At 41.2% G+C, this 18,018-nt stretch carries 10 protein-coding genes; 8 read left to right on the forward strand and 2 right to left on the reverse strand.

All coding sequences use genetic code 11. The features are described from left to right. Positions 1 to 39: 39 nt before the first annotated feature. Complete coding sequence (locus tag EZ444_RS17835) at positions 40 to 1,698, forward strand: glycoside hydrolase family 43 protein (protein WP_131610497.1); 1,659 nt, start codon at positions 40 to 42, stop codon at positions 1,696 to 1,698. Positions 1,699 to 1,743: 45 nt separating this feature from the next. On the opposite strand, the gene EZ444_RS17840 is transcribed toward EZ444_RS17835, so the two are convergent. Together EZ444_RS17840 and EZ444_RS17845 are read right to left on the reverse strand one after the other, a co-directional pair. Beyond that, positions 1,744 to 2,517 carry a response regulator transcription factor gene (locus tag EZ444_RS17840; protein WP_131610498.1) on the reverse strand — a complete coding sequence of 258 codons (774 nt, stop codon included), beginning with the start codon at positions 2,515 to 2,517 and terminating at the stop codon, positions 1,744 to 1,746. Position 2,518: 1 nt separating this feature from the next. Continuing rightward, positions 2,519 to 5,704: a ligand-binding sensor domain-containing protein gene (locus tag EZ444_RS17845; protein ID WP_131610499.1), complete on the reverse strand. Its 3,186-nt coding sequence runs from the start codon at positions 5,702 to 5,704 to the stop codon at positions 2,519 to 2,521. Positions 5,705 to 5,993: 289 nt separating this feature from the next. Here EZ444_RS17845 and EZ444_RS17850 point away from each other — a divergent pair, with 289 nt between their 5' ends. From EZ444_RS17850 to EZ444_RS17880, 7 genes are all read left to right on the forward strand, one after another. Then, positions 5,994 to 7,562, forward strand: coding sequence for a family 43 glycosylhydrolase (locus EZ444_RS17850; RefSeq protein WP_131610500.1), 1,569 nt, complete (start codon positions 5,994 to 5,996; stop codon positions 7,560 to 7,562). Between the two features lie 6 nt (positions 7,563 to 7,568). Then, on the forward strand, positions 7,569 to 8,759 hold the full coding sequence (locus EZ444_RS17855; RefSeq protein WP_131610501.1) for a glycoside hydrolase family 130 protein: 1,191 nt from the start codon (positions 7,569 to 7,571) through the stop codon (positions 8,757 to 8,759). Then, positions 8,756 to 9,988, forward strand: coding sequence for a glycoside hydrolase family 88/105 protein (locus tag EZ444_RS17860; protein ID WP_131610502.1), 1,233 nt, complete (start codon positions 8,756 to 8,758; stop codon positions 9,986 to 9,988). The genes EZ444_RS17855 and EZ444_RS17860 overlap by 4 nt, the downstream gene beginning before the upstream one ends. A gap of 36 nt (positions 9,989 to 10,024) precedes the next feature. Further along, positions 10,025 to 11,161 (forward strand): aldose epimerase family protein, encoded by a 1,137-nt coding sequence (locus tag EZ444_RS17865; protein WP_131610503.1) that lies wholly within the window; start codon positions 10,025 to 10,027, stop codon positions 11,159 to 11,161. Between the two features lie 293 nt (positions 11,162 to 11,454). After that, positions 11,455 to 12,834 (forward strand): IPT/TIG domain-containing protein, encoded by a 1,380-nt coding sequence (locus EZ444_RS17870; RefSeq protein WP_131610504.1) that lies wholly within the window; start codon positions 11,455 to 11,457, stop codon positions 12,832 to 12,834. A 24-nt stretch (positions 12,835 to 12,858) separates the two neighbouring features. Beyond that, entirely contained in the window at positions 12,859 to 15,918 is a 3,060-nt protein-coding gene (locus tag EZ444_RS17875; RefSeq protein ID WP_131610505.1) for a SusC/RagA family TonB-linked outer membrane protein, read from the forward strand. An 11-nt stretch (positions 15,919 to 15,929) separates the two neighbouring features. Beyond that, entirely contained in the window at positions 15,930 to 18,008 is a 2,079-nt protein-coding gene (locus tag EZ444_RS17880) for a RagB/SusD family nutrient uptake outer membrane protein (RefSeq protein ID WP_131610506.1), read from the forward strand. The last annotated feature ends 10 nt before the right edge of the window (positions 18,009 to 18,018 follow it).

Consider the following 18,018-nt stretch of genomic DNA (forward strand, 5'->3'; position numbering starts at 1 on the left):
TAATCACAAAAAGCAGCGTTTAACGCTTCATCAACAATTATGAACACCAGACTACTATATCTATTACTTTGTTTAACACTATTTTCCTGTGGCCTTAATAAAAAGGAAGCCTCAAAAACAACAAGTATCCCTGTTAATACACCTTTTTTCAACCCAGCTTTACCCGGAGATAATCCTGATCCTTCCATCATAAGGGTAGGGAAGGTGTATTATGCTACCTCTACCACAAACGAATGGGCACCCTACTTCACCATCTATAAATCTACCAATCTCAAAGATTGGAAATTGGTCAATCACGTATTCCCTGATGGCTTCAAAGATATGAAGAACCAATGGGGAGAAAATAATTTCTGGGCATCAGAACTGGCTTATGATGCGAAACAAGACCGGATTTATGTTTATTATTCTGCGCATAACCGTGAAGTAAAAGGGAATCCCGGCCTGCAATGTGGTATTGCCTGGATAGATGCGGATCAAATTGAAACCGGAAAATTTAGCGATAATGGTCCTGTGATCATAGAAGACGATTGCGGTGCTATAGATGCGTTTGAATTGCAGGACAATGGGAAGATTTATGCCTTCTGGAAAAACGATGGCAACGGTTGCGGAAAAGAAAGTTGGATATGGATGCAGGAAATCAATGAAAGCCGTACAAAATTATTAGGTCAGAAAAGGAAGGCTTATACAAATAGCCAGCCATGGGAAACAGCCCTGGTAGAAGGCGCCTGCTTTTTCAGAATGGGAGATTACATCTATAGTCTTTATGCGGTTGGTGGCTGCTGCGATGCCCGCTGTAATTACAAAACAGGAATTGCAAGAACCAAAAGTCTGGAGAATGGCACCTGGGAGAAATATGATAAAAACCCGATAATGGTGAGCAATGATAAGTGGAGGTGTCCTGGTCATGGTACTGTGGTTCAATCCTCCGACAACAGACTATTTATGCTCTATCATGCCTTTAATCAAAACTACGATGTTTTTGTTGGTCGTGAAGGTATCATAGAAGAATTAAAGCAGGGTGCAGACGGATGGCCAGTGCTTCATAATGCAATAGTCGCCAACCGTCCAAAAGCAGAGCTCGATTTTTTTGACGATTTTCAAAAGGATAAAAAGCTAAACCTGGTTTGGCAATGGCCGTCTAAACTGCAAAGGCCAGCAATGACTTTTGAAAGCGGACTGAACCTGACTGCCTCAAAGGATAATCATGAGCTGGGTACTTTTCTGGGGCAATACATTAAAACTGTAGATTTTGACATCATTGCAGAAGTTGAAACTAGCGCCGCAAATACGGGAATCTGTTTAGGGGGCGCTATACTGAAAAGTAAGTGGCCGGGTGAGTTGGGGGGAATTGGTATTACAGCTTCCAAACAAGGATATACTGTTTTTAGTAACTTAGAAGGAAAGTATACTGTGCTCAAGCAAGCAAATGAGTCATTGTCGGGCTCCATAAAACTAAAAATGAAAATTAGCAAAGGAGGAAAGTTAATCGACCTGTTTTACAAAAATGGGGAATCAGATTGGCTGAAGTTTTACACCTTGCAATTTGACGCAGCCAAATATGTCCCTTGGGGGATGGGCTACAGGGCTGGTATTGTGGTTAAAGGTAAGTCTTTTGAAAAAGGAGTTTTTAAAAGTTTTGAACTAAAGAATAATGAATCCGAGGGTGGCGAACTGAGACGAATCGACGGTGCCAAATAAGCTACCTACCTGTAGAAGGAACAGGGATTTGTACATCGATCATTTTTAAAGGCTTACGTCTTTAGTCAAGGAGTTGATATATTCCAAAGGAGTAACATTAAAATACTTTTGGAAATTCTTATTAAAGAGGCTTTGACTGCTGTAACCGACGGTTTTGGCGATCTCGAACAAGGTAAATTCATTTTGTGCCATTAGTCGTGTCGCTTTTTTAAGGCGGGTAATGTCAATCAGTTCCTTTGGCGACAATGAGGAGAGCGACTTTATTTTGCGATAAAACGTAGGGCGACTCATGTGCATATGTTCAGCAAGCTGATCAATATCAATATTTGGGTCTTTGATGTTTTTACGGATGTATTCGTCCAATTTTTTCAGAAAGGCTTCGTCGGTTTTTGAATGTGCCATTACACGGACGTCTTCAAAGGGCGAGCTCGCAAAATGAGTTTTTATATGTAAACGATTTTTTAGCAGGTTAGCGATTTGGAGCTGTAACAACTCAGGAGAAAACGGTTTTTGGATATAAAGATCGGCACCAACTTCCAGGCTCTCAATGTGGGCCTGATAGGTGTTTTTAGCGGTCAATAGCACTACTGGGATATGGCAATATTCAACGTTTGATTTAACTAGCCGACAAACCTCGAAACCATCTATCCCAGGCATCATGATGTCTGATATGATCAGGTCAACGACCTCAGCATTTAAGATATCTTGCGCAATTTCGCCATTTTCGGCCAGATGTAATTTATAGGTTTCCTCCAGAACTTCTGATAAAAATTCTAAAATATCCTCATTGTCATCTATAATTAGAATACTATCGATCATACTATTTTATCTTTTTCCAACTACTCAACTTAAATTCGAATTTTTGATGTACTGGTAAAGTTAATTCGAAAACTATCATATTCGTCTGGCCAGACACTAATTTTAATGAACCATTGTGTAATTCTGTAAGAGATTTAGCCAATGAAAGTCCAATTCCGGTTCCTGGTTTATCTTTGCTATACAATCTGAAAAAAGGTTCAAATATTTTATCCCTGAATTCATCAGGTATGCCTTTACCATCGTTGCTAAACCTAATGGTAAATTGCTCGTCTGTAGGCTCTACTGCAGCCAAACTAACTGTGGCTGTACTTGCAGCATATTTGATGGCATTTGAGATCAGGTTACTGCAGATCTTTACCAAAGCTTCTGTATCGGCGAAAACGATAACAGGATTTTTGGGCAATTCAATGTGTAGAGAAATGTTGTTTTTTTCGGCCTCCTGCCTAAACGCAGCAATTTGATCATTTAGTAAATGGTTGATGTCTGTATTGACAAAGTTTAATCCAAATTGATTCATTTCCGTTTTGCGGAAATCAAGGAGCTGACTGGTCAGTTCGGCCAAACGTTTGGCATTTTTTTCCACCATCAGCAAGCTTTTTCGGATCCCCATATGTTCATCTGCTTTTTTTAGCATTCGTTCTACAGGACCTATAATCAATGTTAATGGCGTTTGTATCTCATGTGCGATATTGGTGAAAAATTCAATTTTGGCCTGATAAATCTCTTTTTCCTTTTCGTGTTCAAAAAGCTGTAGTTTATTCAGGTTTCTACGCTCCAAATAACGATGATAATAGCGTATTGACCAGAATAGGCTGATCGCCAATGCAAGTAAGTAGCAGAAATAAGCGGTGTAACTTTTCCAGAAGGGGGGCAGAATTTTAATGAAAAGAAGACGCTCTTTACCTGTCCAGCTGCCTATATTACTTTTGGCCCGAACCGTAAATGTATAATCGCCGGCGGATAAATCTGTAAAATAAGCTTTGCGGTTAGTGCTGAGATAGGTTCGGTTTTTATCGAGGCCCTGCATTAAATATTCATATCGGGTAACCTCTGGGGAGGAGTAGTTTAGTGCAGCAAACTCTATGCTGAAATTATTTTGGTCGTGCTTGAGTACTATAGTGTCGGTATATAAAATAGATTTGTGAAGCGGACTATTATCCATATTGGGCATGATCTCTTTATTGTTGATCTGAAAGCCGGTGATGTAAGTCGATGGGCCAGTTTCTTTTTGTTCAAAAGTTTTCGGGTCAAAAGCAATCATCCCTTTCACAGATCCAAAATACATTTTGCCATTGCCATCTTTATAAGCCGAGTTGAAATTGAACTGATCGGTAATCAGCCCGTTCGATTGCGTATAAATTTTGAATTGTTCTGTCTGCATATCAAAACAAATCAATCCCTTTAATGAGCTGATCCAGAGATGTTTTGAGTCGTCTTCCAACATGCGGAATAAGACATTGCTAGGCACGCCATTTTCAGTGGTGAACTTTTTAATGGTCTTCCCATCTGGACTTAACCTGATCATACCACCGCCTTCGGTAGTAAACCACATGGCATGGTTGCTGTCTTCCAGTATCCCATATACAGGGAACTCGTTTACGATTTTATTTTTGACTTTGTTGCCAAAGCGGATATTACCATGTTTGCCAGTTTTAGGGTGGTAATAAAATGCACCCTGGGCTACGCTACCGGTCCAGATATTCCCTTTTTGGTCCTCTTTGATGTCAAAAACATACGAGTTATAAGGGATTTGTTTAATGCGGGTAAATGTTTTGTGCTTCCTGTCATAGGTAAATAGACCAGAACCGTTATAGGCTGTACCAACAAGTAAGGTGCTATCCTTTGTAAGATAAACGCAGAGGACAAAATCACTAACCTGGTCGCCCTTACCACCGATGATCTTATGACGTTCGGCTATTAAGCCAGTACGAATATCCATGATTTCCAGGCCATGCAAAAATGGCCCTATGAACAATTGATTACCTAAGGCTAGTAAACCATGTATATTAGGATAGGATACATCTCCTTTTTTTCCTGTCGAAGTATAATTGGTAAACTGTCCTGTTTTTACGTTGAATTTATTAAATCCAGCGTCTTCTGTTCCAATCCATAAATTACCCTTATTGTCTGCACAAATTTCCCGCACGGCACTGCCTGATATGGAGTTTGCCCCCAGTAAGGGATAGTATTTTTCGAATCTTGCATTCTCCTTTGAATAGTAGTTTAATCCTCCAAAAAAGGTACCGGCCCACATTCCACCCTTGTTATCTTTGCATACTGTATAAACGGCGTTATCTGCAATAGAATAAGGATCGCCGTACCTTTTGCGTAAATTTTGACTGGTGTTTGTTACTGAATTGTAGATATAAATACCGGATTCGGTAGCTATCCAGTATTCCTGATTATTGGCAGCGGTAATATCGCGTACATATATATCGGTATTGTCTTTATTATGCAGGGCTAAGGATCTGATTAGCCCGGTTTTGGTATTATAGCTTTTCAAGCCCTGTTTAAAGCAGCCTATTAATATTTCATGATTTCCGGTAAGGAATATTTTGCTGATAGAACGCAAATTAGCAGGGATGTGCTGATCAATGATTCTAACACTGGTAGTTTGTTTATTTCGGAGATTATACTTTATGATCAAGCCGTCATCATTACCTATCCATAAATTCATGTTACTGTCAATGGCCAGGCAGGATGCTCCTATTTTCAAATCCACAACCTTATCTTCTTTTTGGATGTACTGGTACAGTTTCCTTTCTGCTAAAAAAAACAAGTTATTTTGATCAGCTATTAAAATATTGTTGATGTAAGTTGTTGGTGCTTTTTCGAATGGAGTAAAGACTTCTTTATAAGGGTCGTACTTAAAGATTCCTCTGCCAGTACCAATCCACAGCATACCATTTTTATTTTCAACAATATTGGTGATCAGATCATCACCTATGTTGCCAAATTTGTTTTTTTCATTTTTGTACACTTTAAAAGTGTAACCATCAAAACGGTTCAATCCACCTCGGGTACCAACCCAGATCATGCCTTTCTTATCCTGGATGATTGAGGTCACCGAATTATGTGTTAAGCCATCATCGGCCTGATAATGTTTAAAGTAATGAAATTGCCCTTTGCAGATAACTGCAAAAAATAGCATCACTTGAAAAAAAACAAATGAAAATATGAGCCGCATAATTTGGTTTGTTCAAATATATATAAATAGGCGGGTTATATCATTTCTGTTTAATAAGGAACTCGTTTTTTTGTCTCTTGTTTTGTTTGTTAGTTATTGATTTTCAGTTTTTTAACTCTGTATTTGTGAGGCGGAAAGGCTGTGGGTTTGAGACAAATCGACAAAAAAATGATCAAATATTACAGACATCATTCCTTTACTTTGAGATAATTAACCAAATATAAACCATACTGCGAATTCTCTTTTTCCGGCAAATGAACGTGCCTACGCAGTACCAGATTTTGTTTTTATGAAAATTAAATCACTCACTAAACTGACTGCCGCCATGTTGTTATTGCTAACAGCTTGTCAAAAAGAAGTATCAAAAGTTGTGATCGATGCTGATAGTAAGACTGCAAATAATGTAGATATGGTCATTGCTGCGGCCCCACCATTGGGCACGCTGGTTGATGGGGCTACTTACCGCATTAGAGGCGCATCATCTTTGCCTAACGGTCCGGTTGTTGAGGTAACAGGTAATTCAACAGCAGAAAATGCAAAAATTCAGCAATGGTCCTGGTTTCCTAACAACGGACAGAAATGGAAATTGCTGAAAATTGATGCGACCTATTATAAACTAGTCAACGCGACCAGCGCCAAATGCCTGGAATCGCCTTCCTCAACTTCAGGTGACATTTTACAGCAGGCTACTGATGACGGAAGCGATGCTCAATCCTGGTCGATTGGCTATTCTGGGAGTAACAATGTGTTCTCGCTAACGAACAAAGCTACGGGGATGAAAATGGTGGTCGATCCTGAAAACAATACCCCCGGTACAAAAATCAGGCAAAAGAGTACGGTCTCTGGTACGCAGGACCTATTCAATTTCCATAATGTAAATTTTCAAAACCCATTGATTGAAGCCAGCAGACCAGACCCTTATGTTGCAGAAAAAGATGGTTATTATTATTTCATGTACACCAGGGGGAATAAGATCGGCCTTAGAAAAACCACTTCAATGTCTTTACTGTCTACAGCTACAGAAAGCGTAGTCTGGACTCCGCCCACTGGCACAGCATATTCTTCGAATATATGGGCGCCCGAATTGCATTTCCTTTCCGGAAAATGGTACATCTATTTTGCAGCCAATGATGGTACCGGAGATACCCATCGCATGTATGTATTAGAAAATGCGAATGCAGACCCGATGACTGGAACCTGGACCTTTAAAGGTAAGATATTTGACTCTAGTGATCAGTGGGCTATTGATGGTTCGATCCTGACTATAGGATCAACCAATTATTTCATCTGGTCGGGATGGGACAGTACAGCCAGCAGGTATAAACAATATCTTTATCTAGCCACCATGTCAAATCCATGGACCATCAGTGGCCCGAGGATCAAAATATCATCACCTACTAACACCTGGGAGAAACATGAACCGAGTTCTATAGGTGCGGGCGTGAATGAAGGGCCAATCATGTTACAGAAAGATGCCAGCAGCCCAGTATTTATCATCTATTCTGCCAGTCGGTATAGCAGCGATGATTATTGCCTGGCACAGATACAGTTGAAAAGCGGAGGTGATCCTACAGTAGTTGCAGACTGGATCAATAAGAAACAGGTTTTCGTAAGAAATGATGCTAACGCTGTTTACGGGCCAGGGCACAACGGCTTTTTTACCAGCAGTTATACTGATCCTAACGGGGTACTCAAAAAAGAAAACTGGTTTATATACCATGCGAGGAGTGTCCCTAATGTGACCAACGGAGCCCGAAGTCCCAGAATGCAGAAGATTAACTGGAATGTGGATGGTTCACCGAATTTTGGCCTTGCCGCCGCAACCGGAGTCGATATTACTGTTCCTGTAGGCGAATAATAAAATATGAAAAATAGATATTTTCTTTTATTAAGCCTGATATTGATATGCTGTACGGGTATCAGTAGCTATGCACAAAATAAAAACATCCTTCCCGATTGGGCGCTTGGCGGCTTTGTGAGGCCCAATGGGGTAAACCCAATAATTTCTGCAGACTCGAGTACAGTGTTTATGGATCCGATGACAAATTCCAGGATTCAATGGCAGGCTAACGATACCTTTAACCCGGCAGCTGCAGTCAAAGATGGAAAAATTGTTGTCCTTTATCGATCTGAAGACAAAAGCGGGATTAAAATTGGTCGCCGGACCTCTAGACTGGGCTATGCCATTAGTAAGGATGGCCTGAATTTTACCCGTAAAACTGAACCTGTTCTTTACCCTGATCATGATGATCAAAAGGAGTTTGAATGGCCAGGTGGATGCGAAGATCCGCGGATAGCAGTAGCTGAAGATGGAACTTACGTGATGTTGTATACGCAATGGAACCGAAAGATACCAAGATTGGGAGCCGCAACTTCAAAAGACCTTATCCATTGGACAAAGCATGGCCCAATATTTCAGGATGCTTATGAAGGGAAGTTTCTTAACATTCCTACAAAATCAGCATCCATTTTAACACAGGTTAAGGGCGGTAGACAAATTATTGTTAAGCTAAATGGCCAATATTTTATGTATTGGGGCGAAAGACATGTATATGCTGCAACTTCATCAAATCTGCTGGATTGGAGACCCTTAGTAGATGCACAGGGATCATTATTGAAACTAGCATCACCACGGACAGGTTTTTTCGATAGCGATATGACCGAATGCGGCCCCCCTGCTGTAATGACCGAAAAAGGAATTGTTCTACTTTACAATGGTAGAAATAATCCTGGTGAAAGAGGGGATAAGCGCTTTAACGGAGGCGCATATTGCGCAGGTCAGATGCTGTTTGACAAAACTGATCCTACCAAATTAGTGGACCGCCTTGACGTTCCTTTCTTCAGACCTATGGAATCCTTTGAAAAAAGCGGACAATACGCTAATGGTACCGTATTTATTGAAGGGATGGCGTGGTTTAAAGAAAAATGGTTTCTCTATTATGGCTGCGCCGATTCAAGAGTTGGCGTCGCCATATATAATCCAGCCAAACGAGTTGAGCCTGATCCAATTATTGATACCCAAAAAAATAATACACCAATAAATAAACCAATATGAAAAAAACCTCACTATCAATTCTTTTAACCATTTGCGCACTTTTTAGTCAAGCCCAACCCAGTAGTCAACCCGAAGATGTGATACGCCGTGTAGCAAATAATGTGATCGACAATACATCATTTCAGTTTAAAAATATAAAAACAGGAGTTAAGTATCCCTCTACAAAAGGGCTGGAAAGTACGCCTGATCTGAGGGCTGAAAGTCCTTACAATAAATGGTATTACCCTATGGGGGTATTGGCCATCAGTATGGTACAGCTAAGCAATCTTACCGGCGAAGCCAAGTATGCTGAATATGCTGCACGTAACTATGATTTTGTATTTAGCAACAGTGCCTACTTTGAAAAGCTTTATAAGGAAAAGCAGAGGACGGAATGGGCGCCGCTTTTTGCGATGAATGAACTTGATGCCTGCGGAGCAATGGCAGCCGGTTTGGCCGATGTAAATATGACCGAAAAACGTGCAGATTATACGGCATACTTAAAACGTGCAACTGACTATGTCAGCGCGAAACAACTGAGATTGGCAGATAAAACCTTAGTACGTCCAAGTTCAAGGAAAATGACTTTATGGGCTGATGACTTATATATGAGTGTTCCGCTACTGGCACGCATGGGAAAAATTACCGGCGATAAAAAATATTTTGACGATGCCATTATGCAGGTTGATAATTTTAATAGTTACCTCTACGATAATGCTACCGGTCTTTATATTCACTGTTATTATGCCGACGTAAATCAGCAAGGTGTAGCGCGTTGGGGCCGTTGCAATGGATGGCTTGCCTTGGCGCAAACAGATTTAATTGCTGCACTACCTGCAGACCATCCAAAACGTAAACATTTGATTGACCTGCTGTTGCGCCAGATCGTTGGCTTTGCACGTTACCAAGATGTATCTGGCTTATGGAATCAAGTATTGGACAAAAAAGATTCTTATCTCGAGACTTCAGCTACAGCGATGTTTACCTATGCCGTAGCCAAGGCTGTAAATGAGGGTTGGATACCTAAATCATACATCAGCATTGCGAAAGAAGGCTGGAAAGGTGTAGCCTCTAAAGTAGACCAACAGGGTGGGATTTTTGATATCTGTATTGGTACAGGGATCTCGGATGCGGTGAGTTTTTATTACAAAAGGCCGGTTCCTTATAATGATGTACATGGCATTGGCCCGGTAATTATGGCTGGAGCCGAAATGGTAAAATACAATAAGGCTAGTAGTCTGGCTAAATAAAAATAACCCTATTAGAAATAAATGATCTGAATTATAATGAGAAAAAGAATATTTACGTTGAGTTATGGCCTGATCCTGCTTGCAAGTGGCTGTGCTATGAAGAATAAAAGCAATGATAATTTGTTGCCTGATTCAGCGAATTTTAAGCAGGTGGTAGCAGGGAAGCCAGTCGAATTGTATGTTTTAAAAAATAGCGCAGGTATGTGTGCTGCAATAACCAATTATGGCGGGCGACTGGTTTCACTATTAGTCCCAGATAAAAAAAAGGATTTAACGAATGTTGTGGTTGGATTTGACAGTCTGTCGGGCTATATCAATAGTGCTGAACCTTATTTTGGGGCAACGATTGGCCGTTATGGAAACCGAATAGCAAGAGGGAATTTTTCATTGGAGGGGAAGGAGTACCAGTTGTCAGTCAATAATGGACCGAATACTTTACACGGAGGGAAAGCGGGCTTTCAATACAAAGTATGGGATGCGGTGAAACAAGGTGATTCGGTTTTGACCCTTACTTATCGTTCCGTAAATGGAGAGCAAGGCTTCCCGGGTAATTTACAGGCAAGCGTGACTTATACGCTAACCAGCGACAATCGTTTGAAATTAGATTACCGTGCGGTAACTGACCAGACCACAGTACTGAACCTGACCAATCACGCTTTCTTCAACCTAAACGGAGAGGGATCAGGAACTATTAACCATCATTTATTGAGAATTAACGCCTCACGTTACACTCCTGTGGATGCTACTTTAATTCCTACCGGGCAATTGGAGCCGGTAAAGGATACTCCATTTGACTTTAGCACTCCTGTTACCATTGGCGAGCGTGTGGATATCAAAAATGAACAACTTCGTTTTGGTAAAGGCTACGATCATAATTATGTATTGAATGCTTCCGGGCTGGATGTGCTCGCTGCCGAAGTTGAAGGAGAAAAAACTGGGATTGTGATGCGGGTTTATACCACAGAGCCCGGTCTTCAATTTTATGGAGGCAATTTTATGCAAGGCAAGAACAAGCTACGTAAAGGAATGGATGATTTCAGAACTGCATTTTGCCTGGAAACACAACATTTTCCTGATAGTCCTAACCAGCCTACTTTCCCAACAACAATTTTAAAGCCTGGACAAGTGTATGAAAGCCATTCGGTGTATGCGTTTTCTGTCCCTGAGAATTGAATCTCTATCTCCTAAAAATTGAGATAATTCGACAAAAAGTTGAACAAATTATGTAAATCATAATCGTTTAATTTGATTATTAATCAACCAAATATAAACCAATAACCACCATTCTATGAACAAAGATTTACATTTCTGCAAAGCCAATTGCTTAGGTTAAACTAACCATTAAACATTATTTTTTTACCCAGTATATTTTCTCAGGACAGTTTTCTGAACTACCCGGGTTTAAACCGTATCGCATAAAAAACAAGTGTATGTAACCCGACGCTCGTCGGATAAAAGCAATTTATATGAAAATAAAAAACAATGTTAGGCACTGGCAAATCCATTGGATGTTGCTTGGGTTGATTGTGCTATGCTTAACGCATTGTAAACAAGATGAAGTAAAGCAAGAAGCCAAGTACGATCCCTCTAAACCGTTAGAGGTCACAGATTTTTACCCTAAAGAGGGCGGAGCAGGAAACAATATGGTTATTTACGGGGAGAATTTTGGCAGTGACCCATCCAAGATCAAAGTAATGATTGGTGGAAAAGTTGCCGTAGTAGTGGGTGTCAAGAATAACAGCTTATATTGCCTCATTCCGGCGCAAGCTTACGACGGAGATATTAAGGTATCCGTTGTTGACGGTAACAACAATGAGATCGCCAATGCTGCAGCCAAAGAGGTGCTGTCCTATACCAGGAAATGGCTGGCCTCGACATTTCTCGGGAAGTATTACGAAGTTGGTTCCGCTTTTCAGGAAAAAGAAGGTCCGTTTGAGGACTGTGGAGCATTTAAAGGTATACAGTGGTTATCCTTTGATCCTAAAAATCCCAACCATCTTTATTTTACAGCCGGTGGCAGTAGTAGTCGGTTGATTGATTTCGAAAACAAATATGTAAGTTATTTTAGAACGGGTCTTGACGATGCATCTGTGATGACCTGGAAGATTGATGGGAATCAGGATATGCTTGTCTCGCACAACCATGCCAGTGATACCAAATACGGTAACTATATATTTAGCAGGCAATCGAACTTTGTTCAGAAGCAAGCTATTGAAGTGTACTCCCGTGGAGTGCGAGGAACATTAATTCATCCGCAAAATGGAGAATTGTATTATTCCAGATTCAGAGCAGGGGATGTTCGAAGGTATGACTTTAATACCAAGGAAGATAAACTGGTATTTACAAATCCATATAGTGGTATTGCCATTTACATGGTGATGCATCCCACTGGGGATTATGCTTATCTACTGGAGTATGATAAGCACTACATCATGCGTACCGACTACGATCGGGTCAACAAAACCTTTAAAATTCCATACACAATTTGTGGGGAGGCAGGTACTACAGGCTATGCAGATGGAATTGGAACGAATGCAAGGTTAAATTTTCCTGTACAGGGTGTATTTGTTAAAAATCCGGATTATGAAGCGTCGGGAGGAGATCAGTATGATTTTTATTTCTGCGACAAGAGTAATCATGCTATCCGTACGCTCACGCCACAGGGGAGAGTAGGTACATTCGCCGGACGTGGAAATAATGGTACAAGCGGATATGCTAACGGTGATTTACGTACTGAGGCTCGTTTCAATAGTCCGCAGGCAATTGCGTATGATGAGCTGAAGAAATGTTTTTATATCGGTGACGCCGGCAATTGGCTGATTCGCAAAATAGCAAAAGAAGAATAGAAAACTAACACTCAAATATAAAAGATGAAATTTATTTTACTAACATGCATAGTCTTGATTGGGATGTTCTTTAACGTTCGGGCCCAGGAGGAGATAACTGTGAAAGGAGTTGTTCTCGATGAGCAAAATTTACCCCTTATAGGTGTAAGTATAGCTGTGAGCAATATGCCCGGATTGGGAACCACTACTGTGACCGATGGAAAATACAGCATAAAAATGCGTCCTTTTCAAACTTTGATCTTCAGCTATATTGGTTATCAGAAGAAAGAGGTATTGGTGAAAGACCAGCGTACCATCAATGTCACCATGAAAGAAAATGACGACAGTAAGCTTAATGAAGTCGTTATTACCGCAACTGGCGCGGTGAAAAGGATTGCTGTGACGGGTGCGATCACAACAGTAGATGTGGAACGATTGAAGTCAAATCCCTCTACTTCTATGGCAGATGCCCTAGCGGGCGTCGTGCCTGGTATCCAGGCCATGCAAAGCTCTGGCAGGCCGGGCAGTGTGTCGGAATTCTGGATCAGGAGTATATCTACATTCGGGGCAAACAATTCTGCATTGGTATTGATAGACGGCTTTGAACGGGATATGAATGAAATCAATGTGGAGGATGTTGCATCATTTTCAGTGCTGAAAGATGCTTCGGCAACGGCTATTTATGGTAGCAGAGGCGCGAATGGGGTTATTTTGATCACAACAAAAAGAGGTAAGGATGGCAAAGTCGAGATCAATACGAAAATAGAAGGATTTTACAATACCGCTACTAAACTTCCTGATTTTGCAGATGGATACACCTATGCTTCACTCGCCAACGAAGCCAAGACTACCCGAAATTTGCAACCACTCTACTCCGGTTCAGAAATGGAAATACTGCGTCTAGGCTTGGATCCTGATCTTTTTCCCAACGTGGACTGGATGGATGTTTTGCTTCGCGACGGAGCAAAGAGCCAACGTAGTATACTGAATTTAAGCGGGGGTGGAAAAACAGCACGTTATTTTGTATCTGGAGGGTATCAGAACCAACAGGGGATGTACAAAGTGGATGAGGCATTGGGTGATTACAATACCAATACCAATTTTAAAAAGTACACCTATCGTTTAAACGTGGATATGGACATCACCAAATCTACGCTATTAAAGGTGGGCGTTTCTGGGTCCTTGAGGCAGCAGAATGATCCGGGAGTCGGAACAGCGGCCATCTGGACGACACTCATGGGCTATAACCCAATCATGATGCCGATGCAATATTCGAATGGGAAAATCCCCTCATGGACAGGAAAAGATGACAACCTCAATCCCTGGGTACAAGGAACCATGACTGGATACAACGAAAGCTGGACAAATAATATTCAGACCACATTAAACTTAGAACAGAAACTGGATTTTATCACTAACGGACTTACCTTTATTGGAAGGTATGGATATGATACCAATAATGACAATTACGTTAAGCGATTCAAGCGTCCCGAATTGTGGAATGCAGCCCGTTATCGTAATGCAGATGGGACATTGGTTTACACCCGGGTAGCCGAAGAACAAAAAATGACCCAAACTTCTGGCTCGGACGGCGATCGCAGGGATTTCTTTGAATGGGATCTCTTGTACAACAAAGATTTAGGAAATCACCATTTTGGAGCGATTACAAAATATACACAGTCGTCTAAAGTGTTTACCCAGAATATTGGCACAGATCTTAAAAATGGAATAGCCCGTCGGAACCAGGGCATTGCAGGGCGAGTGAATTACAATTGGAACAACCGGTATTATATCGACTTTAACTTCGGTTATACGGGTTCGGAGAATTTCCATAAAGATTACCGATTCGGATTCTTTCCAGCCATTTCAGGTGCCTGGAATATCGGTGAGGAGCCTTTCCTCAAAAAACTGAAATGGGTAAATATGTTTAAAGTGCGTTATTCGTATGGAAAGGCCGGAAATGACAATATGGGGGACATCAGATTCCCTTATTTGTACACCATTGAACAAATGACTGGTGGAGGATATAATTTCGGTGGTTATGACAGTAATAATCCATGGAATGGAATCCGCTATTCTTCCATAGCATCTCCAAATGTTACCTGGGAAATTGCGACTAAACAGGATCTCGGACTAGATTATTCCTTTTTTGGCGATAAGGTCAATGGTGCTTTCGACCTCTTTAGTGAACGTCGGGAGGGAATTTACATGCGGCGTGAATATCTTCCAGGATTCGCTGGACTAGAAAGTGATCCTTCGGCCAACGTGGGTATTGTAAAAGTACGTGGATTCGATGGAAATATTGCGGTCACTCAGAAGCTTTTTAATGTGGATCTAACTTTCCGCGCAAATGTTACCTATAGTAAAAATGAGATCATTGAACGCGATGAAGAAAACACAATTTATGAATATAGACTACAAGAAGGCCATCGCATTAATCAAGCGAGAGGATTGGTTTCTTTAGGTTTATTCAAAGATTATGATGATATCAGAAATAGTCCGCAGCAGACCTTTGGTACGGTTATGCCAGGCGACATCAAATACAAAGATGTAAATGGTGACGGTAAGGTAGATGGAACAGATGTTGTAGCGATAGGAGCAACAACCAGACCAAATTTAACCTATGGATTTGGTCTTTCTGCCCGCTGGAAAGGGTTGGACATCAACATGCATTTTCAAGGCGTAGGCAAGTCAAGTTATTTTATCAGTGGCAGTTCAGTTTTTATGTTCTCAGGTGGAGATGGATGGGGGAATGTATTGACTTCGCTCGCGAACAGTAACCGTTGGATTCTTGGCACAAACGAGGATCCGAATGCCGAGTATCCACGACTGACCTATGGAAACAATAGTAACAATTATCAGAGATCTTCATTCTGGCTTAGGGACGGATCATATCTGCGTTTGAAAACATTAGATATTGGTTATCAGATCCCGAAATCATTGGTGAATAGGGTCCGGATAAGCAATGCCCGTATATTTTTTGTCGGCACCAATCTGTACACATTTTCGAAATTTAAGTTATGGGATCCGGAGTTGGGAAATCCAGACGGAAAAGTTTATCCGCTGAGCAGAACCTTTTCATTAGGATTATCTGTCGGTTTATAAGAAAAAGAAATATGAAAAAAATAGCTATAATTTTAATCTTTGCGGCATCTGTTTTGGTGATTGGCGGGTGTAAAAAATACCTGGATTCGGATTATCTGTTCGATGAACGAATGACCACGGAGGATGTATTTAGCAATTCCGACTATGCTAACAGATGGTTGGCACGTGCGTATTATTTTTTGGGAACCAACGTGATGCAAGATGTTGCCAGTAAAAAGGTGATACCTTTTAATTTCGCTGATGATATGTTTTACGGAGATGAAAACGATGAGTATAAACGTTGGAAAAATGGACAGTACACTGAAGATGGTCTGGATGGTGAAAGCAAAACAATCTGGGTAACTGGATATCAGGGAATCCGGCAAGCCTCAATTTTCCTGAATAATATCGATATCAATAAACAGTTTACCGCACAGGAAATTGGAGATCTTAAAGGACAGGCCCGTTTTTTAAGAGCTTACTTTTATTGGATTCTTCTCCGTACCTATGGTCCGGTACCTCTAATTCCAGACGAAGGTATTGACTATACCAAAGAGTATGATGAAATTGCGCAGGCCAGAAATACTTATGCGGAATGCGCAGATTATATTTCTAATGAGCTTGTGGAGGCTGCGAAAGTTCTTCCACTTCAAAATGGGATACAGCAGCTTGCCCGACCTACACGTGGTGCTGCATTGGCCCTTCGGGCTAAAGTATTGCTGTATGCTGCTAGCCCCTTAGCCAATGGTAAAGCGCCAGCTGAGGTAGCTGCTTTAATGGTGAATAAAGATAAAAAACCGCTACTCTCGCTAACTTATGATGAATCTAAATGGGCCAGGGCAGCAGCTGCGGCAAAGGATGTTATAGACCTTGGACAATATCAATTGTTCGTGGCTTATAAAAAGACTGTTGGCGATATCGCCTACCCTGCAACCGTTACGCCTCCTTCAGACAATAACTTTTCAAACAGCAACTGGCCCGCCGGTTGGAAAGATATAGACCCGTTTGAATCGTATCGCTCCGTATTTAATGGTGCAGTTTCCGCTTCTGAAAATCGTGAACTTATTTTTACGCGTGGCAGAAATCAGGGTAGCGAATTTATTGGCAATATGGTGGTACATCAATTACCCCGGTTGGAAGGAAAAGGCTATAATTCTCATGGTATGACGTTAAAACAGGCTGATGCGTATTATATGAACGATGGTACTGATATCCCTGGAATGAACAGCATGTATGCTGGACGCCCCGGTTATCAAGACAGGTATAACACACAACAGCGTGCAGCAGGTTTTGTACAGACAGCTGAATCGGCAAATTATCCGGAATTGGGTGCATTGGCTGCTGGTGTAAGTAAACAATTTGCAAAGCGTGAACCTCGCTTCTATGCTTCAGTTTCCTACAATGGTTCGACCTGGAATTTGCTGAATGCAGAAGTGACAAAAGATGAAAAACCTAATGTGCAGATATTTTATTACCGCGGTGATCCCAATGGCTATAAAAATACTACATACTGGACGCGTACAGGGATCGGCATTAAAAAGTATGTTCATCCTGACGATATCAGTAATGTGATACTTACTCCGCTTGACCAAAGTCGCATCAAAGATAAAGTTGATCCGGCAATCCGATATGCAGAAATCCTGCTGATTTATGCGGAAGCTTTAAATGAGTTGAACGGATCATACTCCATCCCTTCCTGGGACGGTAAAGCAACGCATACGATGGGTCGGAATATTTCGGAAATAAAAAGAGGGATCCAGCCAATTCGGATCAGAGCAGGATTAGCCGACTATGCGAATGATGTGTATGCTGATGCGACAAAATTCCGGGTTAAACTAAAAAGAGAACGTCAGATTGAATTATTTGCTGAGGGGCACCGATATTTTGATCTGCGTCGCTGGACAGACGCTCCGGGAGAGGAATCTGCTCCCGTTTATGGATATAATGCTTATGCGACAAAAACGCAGGCAGACCTGTTCCATACCCCGGTTGAAACCCCGTCCTTGCCATCAATATTTACCCTAAAAATGTGGTTCTGGCCGATTCATTTTGATGAGCTCAGACGTAACAAATTTTTAGTGCAGAATCCGGGCTGGACAAATCCTGAATAGTTTATTTTAA

The sequence above is a fragment of the Pedobacter hiemivivus genome (assembly GCF_004331685.1).
In the GTDB taxonomy this organism is placed as follows: Bacteria; Bacteroidota; Bacteroidia; order Sphingobacteriales; family Sphingobacteriaceae; genus Pedobacter; species Pedobacter hiemivivus.

What these genes read in the sequence shown, in the direction of transcription:
- EZ444_RS17835 (WP_131610497.1), top strand. Translation starts at nt 40, where the DNA reads ATGAACACCAGACTACTATATCTATTACTTTGTTTAACACTATTTTCC.
- EZ444_RS17840 (WP_131610498.1), bottom strand. Translation starts at nt 2,517, where the DNA reads ATGATCGATAGTATTCTAATTATAGATGACAATGAGGATATTTTAGAA.
- EZ444_RS17845 (WP_131610499.1), bottom strand. Translation starts at nt 5,704, where the DNA reads ATGCGGCTCATATTTTCATTTGTTTTTTTTCAAGTGATGCTATTTTTT.
- EZ444_RS17850 (WP_131610500.1), top strand. Translation starts at nt 5,994, where the DNA reads ATGAAAATTAAATCACTCACTAAACTGACTGCCGCCATGTTGTTATTG.
- EZ444_RS17855 (WP_131610501.1), top strand. Translation starts at nt 7,569, where the DNA reads ATGAAAAATAGATATTTTCTTTTATTAAGCCTGATATTGATATGCTGT.
- EZ444_RS17860 (WP_131610502.1), top strand. Translation starts at nt 8,756, where the DNA reads ATGAAAAAAACCTCACTATCAATTCTTTTAACCATTTGCGCACTTTTT.
- EZ444_RS17865 (WP_131610503.1), top strand. Translation starts at nt 10,025, where the DNA reads ATGAGAAAAAGAATATTTACGTTGAGTTATGGCCTGATCCTGCTTGCA.
- EZ444_RS17870 (WP_131610504.1), top strand. Translation starts at nt 11,455, where the DNA reads ATGAAAATAAAAAACAATGTTAGGCACTGGCAAATCCATTGGATGTTG.
- EZ444_RS17875 (WP_131610505.1), top strand. Translation starts at nt 12,859, where the DNA reads ATGAAATTTATTTTACTAACATGCATAGTCTTGATTGGGATGTTCTTT.
- EZ444_RS17880 (WP_131610506.1), top strand. Translation starts at nt 15,930, where the DNA reads ATGAAAAAAATAGCTATAATTTTAATCTTTGCGGCATCTGTTTTGGTG.